Source organism: Variovorax sp. PvP013 (assembly GCF_050435945.1).
Lineage (GTDB): Bacteria > Pseudomonadota > Gammaproteobacteria > Burkholderiales > Burkholderiaceae_C > Variovorax.
This window is the reverse complement of the sequence record NZ_JBNDLF010000001.1, coordinates 1,449,338-1,463,876: the sequence shown is the minus strand read 5'-3', so window position 1 is coordinate 1,463,876 and position 14,539 is coordinate 1,449,338. Positions and strand designations below refer to the sequence as shown.

The 14,539-nt window shown below is 71.4% G+C and carries 14 protein-coding genes; 8 read left to right on the top strand and 6 right to left on the bottom strand.

Annotated features, from left to right (window positions below; translation table 11 throughout):
* Nucleotides 1-53: 53 nt before the first annotated feature.
* Nucleotides 54-998, bottom strand: a complete 945-nt coding sequence (gene argF, locus ABID77_RS07005; RefSeq protein ID WP_429592765.1) for an ornithine carbamoyltransferase — start codon at nucleotides 996-998, stop codon at nucleotides 54-56.
* Nucleotides 995-2,200 carry an aspartate aminotransferase family protein gene (locus ABID77_RS07000; protein WP_429592763.1) on the bottom strand — a complete coding sequence of 402 codons (1,206 nt, stop codon included), beginning with the start codon at nucleotides 2,198-2,200 and terminating at the stop codon, nucleotides 995-997. The genes argF and ABID77_RS07000 overlap by 4 nt, the downstream gene beginning before the upstream one ends.
* Before the next feature lie 174 nt (nucleotides 2,201-2,374).
* Here ABID77_RS07000 and ABID77_RS06995 point away from each other — a divergent pair, with 174 nt between their 5' ends.
* A complete protein-coding gene (locus ABID77_RS06995; RefSeq protein WP_429592760.1) occupies nucleotides 2,375-2,689 on the top strand; it encodes a DUF3579 domain-containing protein in 315 nt (104 codons plus the stop codon).
* Nucleotides 2,690-2,849: 160 nt separating this feature from the next.
* Here the strand turns inward: ABID77_RS06995 and rpsT are convergent, their stop codons facing one another.
* Nucleotides 2,850-3,164 (bottom strand): 30S ribosomal protein S20, encoded by a 315-nt coding sequence (rpsT, locus tag ABID77_RS06990; protein ID WP_429592757.1) that lies wholly within the window; start codon nucleotides 3,162-3,164, stop codon nucleotides 2,850-2,852.
* Nucleotides 3,165-3,250: 86 nt separating this feature from the next.
* On the opposite strand from rpsT, the gene murJ reads away from it, so the two are divergent.
* The 4 genes from murJ to yccS all read left to right on the top strand — a co-directional run bounded on the left by murJ (nucleotide 3,251) and on the right by yccS (nucleotide 8,677).
* The gene (gene murJ, locus ABID77_RS06985) at nucleotides 3,251-4,816 is read left to right on the top strand and encodes a murein biosynthesis integral membrane protein MurJ (protein ID WP_429592754.1); all 1,566 of its coding nucleotides are present in this window, start codon (nucleotides 3,251-3,253) and stop codon (nucleotides 4,814-4,816) included.
* Nucleotides 4,817-4,891: 75 nt separating this feature from the next.
* The gene (locus ABID77_RS06980) at nucleotides 4,892-5,743 is read left to right on the top strand and encodes a SirB1 family protein (RefSeq protein WP_429592751.1); all 852 of its coding nucleotides are present in this window, start codon (nucleotides 4,892-4,894) and stop codon (nucleotides 5,741-5,743) included.
* Nucleotides 5,743-6,201: a VOC family protein gene (locus ABID77_RS06975; protein ID WP_429592748.1), complete on the top strand. Its 459-nt coding sequence runs from the start codon at nucleotides 5,743-5,745 to the stop codon at nucleotides 6,199-6,201. The genes ABID77_RS06980 and ABID77_RS06975 overlap by 1 nt, the downstream gene beginning before the upstream one ends.
* Before the next feature lie 55 nt (nucleotides 6,202-6,256).
* On the top strand, nucleotides 6,257-8,677 hold the full coding sequence (gene yccS, locus ABID77_RS06970; RefSeq protein WP_429592746.1) for a YccS family putative transporter: 2,421 nt from the start codon (nucleotides 6,257-6,259) through the stop codon (nucleotides 8,675-8,677).
* Nucleotides 8,678-8,710: 33 nt separating this feature from the next.
* Here yccS and ABID77_RS06965 read toward each other — a convergent pair whose 3' ends face one another.
* From ABID77_RS06965 to purM, 3 genes are all read right to left on the bottom strand, one after another.
* On the bottom strand, nucleotides 8,711-9,136 hold the full coding sequence (locus ABID77_RS06965) for a VOC family protein (RefSeq protein WP_429592743.1): 426 nt from the start codon (nucleotides 9,134-9,136) through the stop codon (nucleotides 8,711-8,713).
* A gap of 76 nt (nucleotides 9,137-9,212) precedes the next feature.
* Entirely contained in the window at nucleotides 9,213-10,298 is a 1,086-nt protein-coding gene (locus ABID77_RS06960) for an AI-2E family transporter (RefSeq protein ID WP_429592740.1), read from the bottom strand.
* Between the two features lie 70 nt (nucleotides 10,299-10,368).
* Nucleotides 10,369-11,409, bottom strand: a complete 1,041-nt coding sequence (gene purM, locus ABID77_RS06955) for a phosphoribosylformylglycinamidine cyclo-ligase (protein ID WP_429592738.1) — start codon at nucleotides 11,407-11,409, stop codon at nucleotides 10,369-10,371.
* Between the two features lie 237 nt (nucleotides 11,410-11,646).
* On the opposite strand from purM, the gene hda reads away from it, so the two are divergent.
* The 3 genes from hda (at nucleotide 11,647) to folK (ending at nucleotide 14,535) form a co-directional block, all read left to right on the top strand.
* Nucleotides 11,647-12,333 carry a DnaA regulatory inactivator Hda gene (gene hda, locus ABID77_RS06950; RefSeq protein ID WP_429592735.1) on the top strand — a complete coding sequence of 229 codons (687 nt, stop codon included), beginning with the start codon at nucleotides 11,647-11,649 and terminating at the stop codon, nucleotides 12,331-12,333.
* 64 nt (nucleotides 12,334-12,397) lie between these two features.
* Nucleotides 12,398-14,074 (top strand): polynucleotide adenylyltransferase PcnB, encoded by a 1,677-nt coding sequence (pcnB, locus tag ABID77_RS06945; protein WP_429592732.1) that lies wholly within the window; start codon nucleotides 12,398-12,400, stop codon nucleotides 14,072-14,074.
* Complete coding sequence (folK, locus tag ABID77_RS06940; protein WP_429592730.1) at nucleotides 14,071-14,535, top strand: 2-amino-4-hydroxy-6-hydroxymethyldihydropteridine diphosphokinase; 465 nt, start codon at nucleotides 14,071-14,073, stop codon at nucleotides 14,533-14,535. The genes pcnB and folK overlap by 4 nt, the downstream gene beginning before the upstream one ends.
* Nucleotides 14,536-14,539: the final 4 nt, after the last annotated feature.

The window sequence follows — 14,539 nt, the reverse complement described above, 5'->3', positions numbered from 1 at the left end:
TCGCGGTAACACCCCGAGACCCGGATCGCCGGTTGCGGTGCGGGGCCGGCCGCTCAGGCCCGCAGCCGTCCCAGCAGCAGGAACTCCAGCAGCGCCTTCTGCACGTGCATGCGGTTCTCGGCCTCGTCCCACACGACCGACTGCGGGCCGTCGATGACGTCGGCGTCGACCTCCTCGCCGCGGTGCGCCGGCAGGCAGTGCATGAAGAGGGCATCGGGCTGGGCGACGCGCATCATCTCGGCGTCCACGCGCCAGTCGGCGAAGGCGGCGCGGCGGGCGTCGTTCTCGGCCTCGTAGCCCATGCTGGTCCAGACGTCGGTGGTCACCAGGTCGGCGCCGCGGCAGGCTTCCATCGGGTCGGTGAAGACCTTGTAGCTGTCCGACGAGCGCAGGCCCGCCACCGACTGGTCGACGCCGTAGCCGCTGGGCGTGCTCACATGCACCGTGAAGCCCAGGATCTCGCTGGCCTGCAGCCAGGTGTTGGCCATGTTGTTGCCGTCGCCGACCCAGGCCACCGTCTTGCCGCGGATGGAGCCGCGGTGCTCGATGTAGGTGAAGATGTCCGCCAGGATCTGGCAGGGATGGAACTCGTTGGTCAGGCCGTTGATGACCGGCACCCGCGAGTGCCTGGCGAACAGCTCGATCTTGTCCTGCCCGAAGGTGCGGATCATCACCGCGTCGACCATGCGGCTGATGACGCGGGCGCTGTCCTCGATCGGCTCGGAACGGCCCAGCTGGGTGTCCCCGGTGGTCAGGTGGACCACGCTGCCGCCGAGCTGGTACATGCCGGCCTCGAAGCTCACGCGGGTGCGCGTCGAGGCCTTCTCGAAGATCATGACCAGCGTGCGGTCGACCAGCGGCTGGTGCTTCTCGTAGGCCTTGAACTTGCGCTTGATGAGGGCGGCGCGTTCGAAGAGATAGGCGTAGTCGTCGGTCGTGAAATCCGAGAACTGCAGGTAGTGCCGGATCGCCGGTTGGCCGGTCATGGTCGTCGTCATGGGGTGGGTTCCGAGAGGAAGGTGTGGACCAGCGGCGCGAGGATCGCGACGATCTCGTCGGCCTCGGCGATGCTCAGGACGAGCGGCGGCACGAGGCGGATCACGTTGTCGGCCGTGACGCTCAGCAGCAGGCCGGCGTCGCAGGCGCGGTTGAGGATGACGCCGCAGGGGCGGTCGAGCTCGATGCCCAGCATCAGGCCGTGGCCGCGCACCTCGCGCACGCCGGACAGGTCCTCGAACTCGCGCTCCAGCGCCGCCTTGAGGTGCGCGCCGACGGCGGCCGCATGCTCGACCAGGCCGTCCTTCTCCATGATGCGGATGGTCTCGATGCCCGCGCGCATCGCCAGCGGATTGCCGCCGAAGGTCGTGCCGTGGTTGCCGGGGCCGAAGATGTTGGCCGCGCGCGGCCCGGCGACCACCGCGCCGATCGGCACGCCCGAGCCCAGGCCCTTGGCCAGCGGCATCACGTCGGGAAGGATGCCGGCCCACTGGTGGGCGAACCACTTGCCGGTGCGGCCCATGCCGCACTGCACCTCGTCGATCATCATGAGCCAGTCGCGCTCGTCGCACAGCGCGCGCACCTGCCGGAGGTATTCGACGCGCATCGGGTGGATGCCGCCTTCGCCCTGGATGGTCTCGAAGAACACCGCCACGACGTTGGAATTGCCTTCGGTGGCCCGCTTCAGGGCCTCGATGTCGTTGAGCGGCACGCGGATGAAGCCCTCGACCAGCGGACCGAAGCCCTTCTGCACCTTGGGATTGCCGGTGGCCGACAGCGTCGCGATCGAGCGGCCGTGGAAGGCGTGCTCGTAGACCACGATCTCCGGGCGCTCGATGCCCTTGTCGTGGCCGAACTTGCGCGCCAGCTTGAGCGCCGCCTCGTTGGCCTCCAGGCCGGTCGAGCAGAAGAAGGCGTTGGTCAGGCCCGACAGCTCGGTCAGCTTGGCCGCGAGCTGCTCCTGGCCGGGCACGTGGTAGTAGTTGGAGCTGTGGATGAGCTTGGCCACCTGGTCCTGCAGCGCGGGCACCAGTTCGGGGTGGTTGTGGCCGAGCGTGTTGACGGCGATGCCGCCGAGGCCGTCGAGGTAGGCACGGCCCTCGGTGTCCCACACGCGGCAGCCCTGGCCATGCGACAGCGCGATGGGCAGTCGGCCATAGGTGTTCATGACGTGGGGCGAGGTGGGGACGGCGGGGGCGCTCATACGGGGTACTCCGGGAAAGGGAAAGCGGATTCTAGGCGTGCAGTATTTCGTCTTTATTGAGGATTCCGCATCGCAGCAATGTCCGGGCCAGCCCTGTGCGATTGCATGCCGCGCGCCAGGGCGGCCGGATAGAATCCGTGGTGCGCTGCAGCACGCGCCCAGCCCCTTCAAACGATGATCTCCCCCAGCGCCAAAGAAGTCTTCATCCAGGGCATCACGAGCGACGGCCGAACCTTCCGCCCCAGCGACTGGGCCGAACGCCTCGCCGGCGTCATGAGTTCGTTCCGTCCCGGCGGCGCCACCCCCGGCAGCCACCTGAGCTATTCGCCGTGGTGCGTCCCCACCAACATCAACGGCGTCAAGTGCGTGGTCGTCCACGTCGACCTGCGCGAGTACAACGTGATGGCGTGGGACTTCGTCATGAACTTCGCGCGCGACAACGGCCTGCAGATCGCGGAAGCCTGCCTGGTGCCCGAAGAGAAGCCCTGACACGTCATCCCCTGACGGAACGCCATTCCGTCCACCCATGAAAAAACCGCCCGAAGGCGGTTTTCCATTTTTTTGCTTTGCTGCAGCGCACCCCGATCAAACGGCGGAGCGGTGGGATGCGCTGGGCATCGAACCGATCCGGGCTGGTTTCACCTGAGCGTCAGGCGGCGGCCTTCTCAGGGGCGAGTGCCAGGGCCTTGACCTTGGCGGACAGGCGGCTCTTGTCGCGAGCGGCCTTGTTCTTGTGGAAGATGCCCTTGTCAGCGACGGTGTCGACCACGGCCTGGGCCTTGGCGAACAGCTCGGCGGCCTTGGTCTTGTCGCCGGCCAGCACGGCCTTCTCGACGTTCTTCACCGCGGTGCGGTACTTGGAGCGCAGCGAGGTGTTCGCGGCGTTGAGCTTGGTGTCCTGACGGACGCGTTTGCGGCCCGACGCGAGGCGCGGGTTCTTCTTCTTGGGTTTAGCGGATGCCATTGAATGTGTGTCCTAATGTGTCTGGGGATGATGCGGCAAAGCCAAAAATTATACCTCGCCCCCAGGGCACCTACACTCGCGGCGCCGTGTCCCTATTCAAATCCGCTTCCACCGTCTCGCTGCTCACGCTGGCGTCCCGCATCGCCGGCCTGGCGCGCGATCTCCTGATGGCTTCCGTCTTCGGGGTCAGCGCGCTGACGGACGCCTTCAACGTCGCCTTCCGCATTCCGAACCTGTTCCGGCGCGTGCTGGGGGAGGGCGCCTTCAGCCAGGCCTTCGTGCCGGTGCTGGCGGCGACGCGCACCGAGCGCGGCGACGAGGGAGCACGCGCCCTGGTCGACCACGTCGCCACGCTGCTGACCTGGACGTTGGTGGTGCTGTGCATCGCCGGCATGGCGGGGGCGCCGCTGATGGTCTGGGCGATGGCCAGCGGTCTGGCGCAGACGGCGCAGGGCCACGACGCGGCGGTGTTCATGACGCGCTGGATGTTCTCCTACATCGGCTTCATGTCCCTGGTGGCGCTGGCCGGCGGAATCCTCAACACCTGGCGCCGGTTCGCGGTGCCGGCGGCCTCCCCGGTGCTGCTGAACCTGGCGCTGATCCTGTCGATCCTGATCGGCGCGCCGCTGTTCCGGCGCTGGGGCATCGAGCCGATCTACGCGCAGTGCGTGGGCGTGATGGTCGGCGGGGCGCTGCAGCTCGGCATCCAGCTGCCGGCCCTGCGCCGCATCGGCATGCTGCCCCGCGTGGGCACCCGCCTGCGCGACGTGCGCGCCGCCTGGGCCGACCCGACCACCCGCCGGATCCTGACGCTCATGCTGCCGGCGCTGGTCGGCGTGAGCGTGGCGCAGATCTCGCTGCTCATCAACACGCAGATCGCCTCGCACCTCGCGCCGGGCAGCGTCACCTGGGTGAGCTACGCCGACCGGCTGATGGAGTTCCCGACCGCCATGCTGGGCGTGGCGCTGGGCGTGGTGCTGATGCCGCAGCTCGCCTCCGCCCGCGCCGCCAAGGACGACGCGCGCTATTCCTCGCTGCTCGACTGGGGCCTGCGCCTGGTGGTGCTGATGTCGGTGCCGTGCGCGGTCGCGCTGCTGCTGTTCTCGCGGCCGCTGGTGGCGGTGCTGTTCCACAACGGCGCCTTCAGCGACGTGGACGTGCAGCGCACCACGGTCGCGCTGATGGGCTACGGCGCCGGCCTGGTCGGCATCGTCGCCATCAAGGTGCTGGCGCCGGGCTACTACGCGCGGCACGACATGCGTTCGCCGATGCGCATCGCCGTGTGCGTGCTGGTGCTCACGCAACTGCTCAACCTGGTGCTGGTGCCGGTGCTCCAGCACGCGGCGCTGACCTTGACCATCGCCCTGGGCGCCGTCGTCAACGCGGTGTGGCTGCTGATCGGCCTGGTGCGGCGCGGCAGCTACCGGCCCGAACCGGGCTGGGGCCGCTTCGTCGCCAAGGTGATCGTGGCCTCGGCCGTGCTGGGTCTGCTGCTGGCCTGGGGCGCGCAGCACTTCGACTGGGTCGGCCTGCGCGCGGTGCGCGTGCAGCGCATGGGGCTGCTGGCCCTGTTCGTCGTCGGCGCGGCGGCACTGTACTTCGCGGTGCTGGCGGCGCTGGGCGTGCGGCTGCGCAACTTCATCAAGCGCTGATCGAGCGTCGGGCCGCCGATGCGATGGCGGCCCCGGCGCCTTGACGCTCCCGGCCCGGTCCTCTACAAAGCTCTCATGAAGTTCAGTCTCGCGACACCGACCGCCCTCGAATATTTCGCCGCCCTGGTGCAGAGCGACGAGCATTTCCCGCTGCTCGAGGCCGCCACCAGCATCGCCCAGGACGAGTATCCCGAACTCGACGTCGCCCAGGTGCTCGGCGACGTCGACCAGCTCCTCGCCCGCCTGAAGCGCCGGCTGCCGGCCGACGCCGCGCCGCTCGCCCGGCTGCGCCTGCTCAACCAGTTCTTCTTCCACGACCTGAACTTCGGCGGCAACCTCAACGACTACTACGACCCCGACAACAGCTATCTCAACGCCGTGCTGCGCACGCGCCGCGGCATCCCGATCTCGCTGGCCGTGCTGTGGATGGAGCTGGCGCAGGGTCTGGGGCTGCAGGCGCGCGGCGTCGCGTTCCCGGGGCATTTCATGATCAAGGTGACCCTGCCCAAGGGCCAGGTGGTGATCGACCCCTTCACCGGCAAGTCGCTCTCGCGCGAGGAGCTGGTCGAGCGGCTTGAGCCTTACAAGCGCGGGGACGGCGTGGTCGGCGAGTTCGACGTGCCGCTCGGGCTCTACCTGCAGCCCGCCACGCCGCGCGAGATCATCCACCGCATGCTGCGCAACCTGAAGGAGGTGCACGCGGCGCAAGAGGACTGGCAACGCACGATCGCCGTGCAGGACCGCCTGATCGCGCTCACGCCCGACGCCTGGGGCGACTGGCGCGACCGTGGCCTGGCCCATGCGGCGCAGGGCCACACGGCGCAGGCCGTCAGCGACCTCGAGACCTACCTGCGCCATGCCGAGGACGCGCTGGACCTCGACGTCATCGCCGAGCGCGTCGCGGCCCTGCGCCGGGCGGCGAACTGATGGCCGCCGCGCCGGCACCCGTCGCATCGGACGCCGCCGAGCGGCTCGGCGACCGCCACCGCTTCCACGGCGTCCAGCCGGTGCTGCCGGTGGCCGACGCGGCCCGCGCGGCGCGCTACTTCTGCGAGGTGCTCGGCTTCGAGCTGGACTTCATCGCCGGCGAGCCGCCCAGCTACGCGCGCGTGAAGATCGGCGCCGACCGCCGCGGCCAGCCCGGCGAGGGCGACCCGGTCTACCTGCGGCTGTGGCAGTGCCGCCCCGGCGACGCGCGGCCCTGGCGCGGCGAGATCGTCATCCACGTCGGCCACGACCTCGACGGCCTGCACGCGGCCTACGTCCGGCGCGGCGTCGCGGTGATCGAGCCGCCGCAGTCCCACCCGTGGGGCCTGCGCGAGTTCGCCGTGCGCGAGCCCGACGGCCACGTGCTGCGTTTCTCGGGCTACCTGCCCCATCCCTGAAAGACCGGGTCGCCGGCACCGCCGGCGGTGGCATGCAACGTGCAGGCATGCCACCATGGCCGTTTCCACCATCGACATGCCGTCCCTCTCCACCTCCCTGCAGCTGCGCGAGCGCCTGCGCGGCATCCCCGCGGGCGGCCAGCCGCTGCGCGTGCTGCTCACGCTCGGCAGCCTGATGGCGATGTGCGTGCTCGGCCAGCGTTCGGAGGCGGTGATCCCGCTGTTCCTGGGCGCCATCGCCAGCGCCCTGTCGGAGACCGACGACAGCTGGCGCAAGCGCATGCGGGCCCAGGTGCTCACGCTGGCGTGCTTCGCGGCGGCGGCGCTGGCGGTGCAGGGGCTGTTCGACCGGCCGATCCTCTTCATCGCCGGCCTGGCGCTCGCGGCCTTCTGCCTGACGATGCTCGGCGCGGTCGACGCGCGCTACCGCGCCATCGGCTACGCGACGCTGATCCTGGCGATCTACGCCACGCTCAACCTCGACCACGCCGCCCATGCCCCGTCCGCCGCCGGCGCGATCGCGCGGCGCGAGAGCCCCGTGCTGCTGCTGGCCGGCGCCGCCTGGTACGGCGTGTTCTCGGTCGGCTGGGCGGCGCTGTTCCCGGCCCAGCCGGTGCAGGCCCTGCTGGTGCGGCTCTACACCGTGCTGGGCGACTACGTGCGCTTCAAGGCCTCGCTCTTCGAGCCGCTGCGCGGCATCGACATCGAGCAGAAGCGCCTGTCGCTCGCGCAGCTCAACACCGACGTCGTCACCGAGCTCAACGCCGCCAAGGAGGGCATCTTCCGGCGCATCGGCAAGCGCGCGCCCACCGGGCGCATCTCGCGCTACCGCGGCCTCTACCTGATCGCGCAGGACGTGCACGAACGCGCCAGTTCCTCGCACGACGACTACAACGCGCTGGCCGACACCTTCTTCCACAGCGACCTGCTCTACCGCTGCCGGCGCGTGCTGGCGCTGCAGGGCGTCGAATGCCAGCGCCTGGCGGCGTCGATCGCGCGGCGCGAGCCCTTCGTCAAGGGCGACGTCACCGTGCAGGCGCTGGCCGACCTGCGCGGCGCCATCGAGCACGAACGCACACGCACCCGCGAGCCCAAGGCGCTGGCATTGCTGGCCTCGGTCGAGGCGCTGGCGCGCAACCTGGCCCAGCTCGACGGCCAGCTCGCCGGCGCCAGCCAGCCCTCGGCCCAGGCCGGACGCATCGACATGGGCCTGGCCGACGGCTCGCCGCACGGCTGGCGCGACATCCTCGAGCGCGTGCGGCGCCAGCTCACGCCGGGCTCGGCGCTGTTCCGCCACGCGCTGCGGCTGGCCGTGGCGCTGACCGCCGGCTATGTCGTGATGCGCGTGATCCATCCGGCCCAGGGCTACTGGATCCTGCTGACCACGCTGTTCGTCTGCCAGCAGACCTACGGCGGCACCATCGCGCGCATGGGCCAGCGCATCGCCGGCACGGTCCTGGGCGTCGTCGCCGGCTGGGCGCTGCTCGAACTCTTCCCGCAGCCGTGGCTGCAGTCGCTGCTGGCCGTGGCCGCTGGCGTGGTGTTCTTCGCTACCCGCGCGCAGCGCTACCTGCTGGCCACCGCCGCCATGACGCTGCTGGTGCTGATGTGCTTCAACCAGGTCGGCGACAGCGGCGTGCTGCTGGTGCCGCGGCTGGTCGACACCGCCATCGGCAGCGTCATCGCCGGCCTGGCGATGCTGCTGGTGCTGCCGCACTGGCAGGCGCGGCGCATCGACGCCCTCGCCGCCACGGCCCTGCGCGGCCAAGCGGGCTACCTGCGGCAGATCGCCCGCCAGTACCGCTCGGGCGCGCGCGACGACCTGGCCTACCGCGTGGCGCGGCGCGACGCCCACAACGCCGATGCGGCCCTGTCGAGCGCGGTCTCGGACATGTTCCGCGAGCCCGGCTTCGTGCGCCCGCGCGCCGGCGTGGCGTTGCGCTTCCTGATCCGCGCGCACACGCTGCTGAGCTACCTCTCGGCACTCGGCGCGCACCGGGCGGTGGTCGGCCCGGCCGGGTCGGCCGGTGTCCGGGCCCTGCTCGACGCGGCGGAGGGCGCGGCGGCGGCGCTCGACGCCCTGGCGGTCGTGCTGGTGGCACGGGGGACGTTCCACGAGCCGCGGCAGGTCGCTTCTGCCACCGCCACGGCCGTCCCCGGCGCTGCGGATGCCGCACCGGCGGCCACCGACCCGGACGCAGCCGGCATCGCCACCGCTGCGGCTTCCGCCATCCCCGATACCGACCCCGCCACGGTCGCCGCTCGGGCGGCGGAGACGATGCTCCGCGACGCCCTGGCGGCGTCGGTCGAGGCGGGCGACGAGCGCAACCCGGCGGCACGCCTGCTGCGCACCCAGCTCACGCTGGTGTGGCTGCAGATCGACGCGTTGCGCGCGCACGCCGACGAATGGCTGCAGCGCGGTGATGCCGCGCCGGACGGGTCGGCGAAGGACCCGAAGGATCGGCTTGCGGCCTGAGCCGGATGACGGGCGGGCCGATGCCGCTCGGACTCAGGACGTCGCCGCCCCCGGCGCGCCGCCGCCCACCATCCAGGGCGTGCCGAAGCGGTCCTTCAGCATGCCGAAGGCGCCGGCCCAGAAGGTCGGGGACATCGGCATCGTCACCGTGGCGCCTTCGGAGAGCGCCTCGAAGACGCGCTGCGCCCGCGCCGCGTCGGGATAGTTCAGCGACACCGCGAAGCCCGACATCGGCGGGCAGGGCTGCCCGCTCATGGTGTCCGACGCCATCAGCATGCCGCCGTCGAAGGCGACGTTGGCATGCATGACGCGGGTGGCGTCGCCCGGCGGCATGCCGGCCGAGGCGGGCACCTCGGCCTGGGTCATGAGTTCGAGCTTGCCGCCGAGGGCGCGGGCGTAGAAGCGCATGGCCTCGGCCGCGGTGCCGTCGAAGAACAGGTAGGCGCTGATGGGTGACATGGCGGACCCCTTGTGTCGAAATCGATCGGGACGATGCCGCCGCACATTAGCAAAGGCGCCTTCCGGTGTCGAGATTTCAGACCAGGCCCGCGGCCTGCAGCTCTTTCTTGAAGTACGCGTAGAACAGCGGCGCCGCCACCAGCCCCGCCGGCCCGAAGACCGCCTCGGCCATGAACATCACGGCCAGCAGTTCCCACACCGCCATCTGCGTGCGGCTGCCGACCACCTTGGCGTTGATGAAGTACTCGGCCTTGTGGATGAGCACCAGGAAACCCAGGCAGGCCAGCGCCGTCGCCGGCGACACCGACAGCCCGACCAGCGTGATCACCACGTTGCACAGCAGGTTGCCCACGATCGGCACCAGGCCGGCGACGAAGGTGAGCGTGATGAGGGCGGGGGTGTAGGGCAGTTCCTCGTCCCACAGCGGCAGCAGGAACAGCAGGAACACGGCCGTGAGGAAGGTGTTGAACGCCGCGATCCAGAACTGCGCCGCGACGATCTGGCCGAAGGCCTCGCCGAAGCGGGTGATGCGCCTGAACATCTGCAGCGCCAGTGGCCGGCGCACGGCCGGGCCGTGGGCCACGGCGGCCAGCGTGCCGACGATCAGGCCGACGTAGGCGAACAGCAGGCCGCCCAGCCAGGCGCGCCCGGCCATCGCCATGGCGCCGGCCTGCGCGCGCAGGTAGCCCGCGACGACGCGCTGGACCTCGGCGGCGCCCTCGGGCAGGTAGATCGCCATGTCGGGCGGCAGCTTCGAGCGCAGCTCGAGCACGGTGCGCGCGATGAAGTCGAGCAGTTCTCGGTACTGCTCGGTGGCGTTCAGGACGAACTCGCGGGCTTCCGCGTAGGCGAAGACCAGCAGCGCCAGCGGCGCCAGCATCACCAGCGCCGCGGCGGCGATGCGCGCCGTGGACGACGACGTGGCGGGCGAGGGCAGCGGCGAGGCGTCGGCGGCGCGTGACACGCCGCGGCGGCGCTGCAGGCCCAGGTCCAGCACCCGTGCCAGCCAGCGTGTCGCGAGGAAGCCCACGCACACGCACAGCAGGCCGGGCAGCAGCCCGTGCCACATGATCAGCAGCAGGGTCGCCGCGATGAGCACGAAGCTCGCCGCGACGATGGCGCGGGAGGGAACGTCGGGGGTCGCGGCGGCGGGCAGGGTCACGCTCGGAGGGATGTGGTCGGCGGCGGGCGGGCGGCATGGGAGCCGCCCGGACGGGAGGGCGGGGGGGTGGTCAGGCGACGATCACCGCGGCGCCGTCGCCGCGCGGGGCGATGCGGCCGATCGCGTGGACCGTCTCGCCGGCCGCGCGCAGGGTCGCGGCGCAGGCGTCGGCCTCGGCGGCGTCGATCACCACGACCATGCCGATGCCGTTGTTGAAGGTGCGGTTCATCTCCAGGTCGTCGATGCCGGCGACCTGCTGCAGCCAGGCGAAGAGCTCGGTCCGCGGCCAGCTGCCCTTGACCAGGTGCGCGGCGGTGCCCTCGGGCAGCACGCGCGGGATGTTCTCCAGCAGGCCGCCGCCCGTGATGTGGGCGAGCGCCTTGATCGGATGGGCGGCGAGCGCCTCGAGCACCGGCTTCACGTAGAGCCGCGTGGGCTGCATCACGGCCGTGCGGAAGGGCTGGCCGTCGAGCGTGGCCGGCAGGTCGTCGCCCGCGCGCTCGATCACCTTGCGCACCAGGCTGAAGCCGTTGGAATGCACGCCGGAGGAGGCCAGGCCCAGCACGACGTCGCCCGCCGCCACATCCCGGCCGGTGAGGATCTTGGACTTCTCGACCGCGCCGACGGCGAAGCCCGCGAGGTCGTACTCGCCCGGCGGATACATGCCCGGCATCTCGGCGGTCTCGCCGCCGATCAGGGCGCAGCCCGAGAGCTCGCAGCCGCGCGCGATGCCGCCCACCACGGCCGCGGCCGTGTCGACGTCGAGCTTGCCGCAGGCGAAGTAGTCGAGGAAGAACAGGGGCTCGGCGCCCTGCACCAGCACGTCGTTCACGCTCATGGCGACCAGGTCGATGCCCACGGTGTCGTGCATGTCCCACTCGAAGGCCAGGCGCAGCTTGGTGCCGACGCCGTCGGTGCCGCTGACCAGCACCGGTTCCTTGTAGCGCTTGGGCACCTCGAACAGCGCGCCGAAGCCGCCGATGCCGGCCAGTACGCCTTCGCGCATCGTCTTCTTCGCCAGCGGCTTGATGCGGTCGACCAGCGCGTCGCCGGCATCGATGTCGACGCCGGCGTCCTTGTAGCTGAGCGGGGTGGGCGAGTTGGAGGTCATGGCGGTCGGACGGTTTGGAAGCCGGAAGAAGGAAGGATGACGAGGAAGGGGCCGGGGAGGCCGGGAAAGCCGGACCGGCCCGCGATGGGCGCCGTGTGCAGGGGATGCGGCGGCGCCCAGGGCCACGATGGCCGGGCCGATAGAATTCGCCACGATTTTAAGGGCCGTCCGGCCCGGTCCCATGAACCCTTCTCTCGCGTCCTCCGTGCCACGGCAGCCGCCCGCTTCGCTCCCGGCATGAAGCAGCTCGCGCTCGACATCGGACTGGCGAGCGGTCCCACGCTGGCCGATTTCCACGCGGGTCCCAACGAACCGGTCCTGCGCCACCTCGCGCTCTGGGTCGACGACGCGCCGCCGCTGCCGGGGCAGTCGCCGGTGCCGGTCTACCTGTGGGGCGAGAGCGGCAGCGGCAAGACGCACCTGCTCGAGGCCGTGCGCAGCGCCTTGCGCGAGCGCGGCGCGCTGGTGGGCGTGCTGCACGCCGGCACCACGCAGCCGCTGGCCTTCGACGAGCGCTGGGGCGCCGTGCTGATGGACGACGTGCACCTCTACAACCCGGTGCAGCAGCACGTCGCCTTCACGTGGTTCGTCACCGCGCACGCATTGCAGCGCGGGGTGCTGGCCACGGGGGGGCTGCCGCCGGCCGACCTCGCGCTGCGCGAGGACCTGCGCACGCGCCTGGGCTGGGGACACGTCTTCCACCTGCAGCCGCTCGGCGAGGACGAGCGCCGCGCCGTGCTGCGCCAGGCCGCCGACGCGCGCGGCGTGCTGCTGGCCGACGAGGTGCTCGACTACATGCTGCATCGCTTCAGCCGCGACCTCGGCAGCCTCATGGAGCTGCTCGACCAGCTCGACGGCTACGCGCTGCAGACGCAGCGCGCGGTGACGATCCCGCTGATCCGCTCGATGCTCGAGAACCAGTAGGCCCGCCGATCCCCGAACGAACCTTCCGGGCGCCAGGCGTCCGGCTTTCCCAGACTGCTTCCAAATGATCAAGACATTCATCGACAAACTGCTCGGCAAGTCCGCCGGATCGGCCCGCGGCGCCAAGTCGCGCTTCGGCAAGCGCGAGGAGGTGGCCGCCGGCGTCCACGGCATCGACCCGGCCCTGGTCGACGAGCGGGCGAAGAACGTCGTCACCACGCTGCAGGACGCCGGCTACGAGGCCTACGTCGTCGGCGGCGCGGTGCGCGATCTGCTGCTGGGCCTGCGGCCCAAGGATTTCGACGTCGCCACCAACGCCACGCCCGAGCAGGTCAAGGCGCTGTTCCGGCGCGCCTTCATCATCGGGCGACGCTTCCGCATCGTGCACGTGGTGTACGGCCGCGGCCGCGAGCACGAGGTGATCGAGGTCTCGACCTTCCGCGCCTACATGGACAACGCCGCGGCCGAGCAGGTCAAGGGCAACGAGCGCACCAGCAAGGGCGAGCTCGCCGGCATGACGCACGCGGTCGATTCCACCGGACGCGTGCTGCGCGACAACGTCTGGGGCCCGCAGGAGGAGGACGCGGCGCGACGCGACTTCAGCGTCAACGCCATGTACTACGACCCGGCCAGCCAGGTGGTGGTCGACTACCACGGCGGCATCCGGGACGCGAAGAAGCTGGTGCTGCGCATGATCGGCGACCCCGTCACGCGCTACCGCGAGGACCCGGTGCGCATCATCCGCGCCATCCGCTTCTCGGCCAAGCTCGCCGCGCTGGGCTTCGAGATCGAGCCCAAGACGGCCGCGCCGCTGGTCGAGTCGGCGCGCCTGCTGGCCGACGTGCCGCAGAGCCGCCTGTTCGACGAGATGCTCAAGCTGCTGCAGACCGGCCACGCCGTCGCGACCATCGCGCAGCTGCGCAAGCTCGGCCTCGCGCGCGGCATCTACCCGCTGCTCGACGTCATCGTCGAGCGCGCCGATCAGCCGTTCGTGCGCGCCGCGCTGCAGGACACCGACCGCCGCGTCGCCGAGGGCAAGCCGGTGGCGCCGAGCTTCCTGCTGGCCTGCGTGCTGTGGGCCGACGTGCGCGACGGCTGGGCCGATCGCGTCGAAGGCCGCAACGGCCAGCGCGGCATGCCGGCCTTCCCGGCGCTGCAGGAAGCGATCGACGAGGTCTTCGACACCCGCATCGGCGACGTCTCGGGCCGCGGCAAGCTCGGCGGCGACATGCGCGAGATCTGGATGATGCAGCCGCGCTTCGACAAGCGCGTCGGCTCGACGCCCTACAGCCTGGTCGAGCAGGCGCGCTTCCGCGCCGCCTTCGACTTCATGCGCCTGCGCGCCGACGTCGGCGAGGTGAGCGAGGCGATCGCCGAGTGGTGGCAGGAGTTCGGCAGCGCCGACGACCTGCGCCGCCAGGACCTGCTCGACCAGGTGCGCGAGGAGCAGAAGCCGGCCGCGCGCACGCGGGTGCGGGTGCGCAACCCGGCGGGCGAGGGCGCGGTGGCGCCGCGGCCTTCCCAGTCCCGCGACGACGGCGACCGCGCCGCATCCGGTGAACGCGACGAGCGCCACGACGGTGGCGGATTCGACGGCGATGCCGGCCCGGCCGTGCCGCCCGACGGCGAAGCGGCGCCGCGCAAGCGCCGGCGGCGCCGCAAGCCGCGCAGCGGCGGCGAGGGCGGTTCGGACGGGTCGTCGAAGCCGTCCGACGCGGGCGGCGGCGACCACGGCGCATGACCCACGCCGCCCGTGCCTTCGTCGCGCTCGGCGCCAACCTGGGCGACGCGCGCACGGCAGTGCTCCGGGCGATGGACGCGCTCGACGGCCTGCCGGGCACGCGCATCGCGGCGCGCTCCTCGCTCTGGCGCAGCGCGCCGGTCGATGCCGCCGGTCCCGACTTCATCAACGCCGTGGTCGCGCTCGACACGACCCTGGACCCCCACGCCCTGCTGGCCGAACTGCAGCGCCTGGAGCACGCCGCGCTGCGCGAGCGCCCCTACCGCAACGCGCCGCGCACGCTCGACCTCGACCTGCTGCGCCACGGCGACGCGTCGCTGCGCACCGAGCACCTCACCCTGCCGCATCCGCGCATGAACGACCGTGCCTTCGTGCTGCGGCCGCTCGCCGAGATCGCACCGCTGCTGGTCCCGGCGGCACGGCTCGACGCCGTCGCCGATCAGGTCATCGAGCGGCTCTGAGAAC

Excerpts from the sequence above, each read along its gene's own strand:
- rpsT (WP_429592757.1), bottom strand. The coding sequence starts at position 3,164 with ATGGCATCCGCTAAACCCAAGAAGAAGAACCCGCGCCTCGCGTCGGGC.
- ABID77_RS06965 (WP_429592743.1), bottom strand. The coding sequence starts at position 9,136 with ATGTCACCCATCAGCGCCTACCTGTTCTTCGACGGCACCGCGGCCGAG.
- yccS (WP_429592746.1), top strand. The coding sequence starts at position 6,257 with ATGGCCGTTTCCACCATCGACATGCCGTCCCTCTCCACCTCCCTGCAG.
- ABID77_RS07000 (WP_429592763.1), bottom strand. The coding sequence starts at position 2,200 with ATGAGCGCCCCCGCCGTCCCCACCTCGCCCCACGTCATGAACACCTAT.
- ABID77_RS06975 (WP_429592748.1), top strand. The coding sequence starts at position 5,743 with ATGGCCGCCGCGCCGGCACCCGTCGCATCGGACGCCGCCGAGCGGCTC.
- ABID77_RS06995 (WP_429592760.1), top strand. The coding sequence starts at position 2,375 with ATGATCTCCCCCAGCGCCAAAGAAGTCTTCATCCAGGGCATCACGAGC.
- folK (WP_429592730.1), top strand. The coding sequence starts at position 14,071 with ATGACCCACGCCGCCCGTGCCTTCGTCGCGCTCGGCGCCAACCTGGGC.
- pcnB (WP_429592732.1), top strand. The coding sequence starts at position 12,398 with ATGATCAAGACATTCATCGACAAACTGCTCGGCAAGTCCGCCGGATCG.
- argF (WP_429592765.1), bottom strand. The coding sequence starts at position 998 with ATGACGACGACCATGACCGGCCAACCGGCGATCCGGCACTACCTGCAG.
- hda (WP_429592735.1), top strand. The coding sequence starts at position 11,647 with ATGAAGCAGCTCGCGCTCGACATCGGACTGGCGAGCGGTCCCACGCTG.
- purM (WP_429592738.1), bottom strand. The coding sequence starts at position 11,409 with ATGACCTCCAACTCGCCCACCCCGCTCAGCTACAAGGACGCCGGCGTC.
- ABID77_RS06980 (WP_429592751.1), top strand. The coding sequence starts at position 4,892 with ATGAAGTTCAGTCTCGCGACACCGACCGCCCTCGAATATTTCGCCGCC.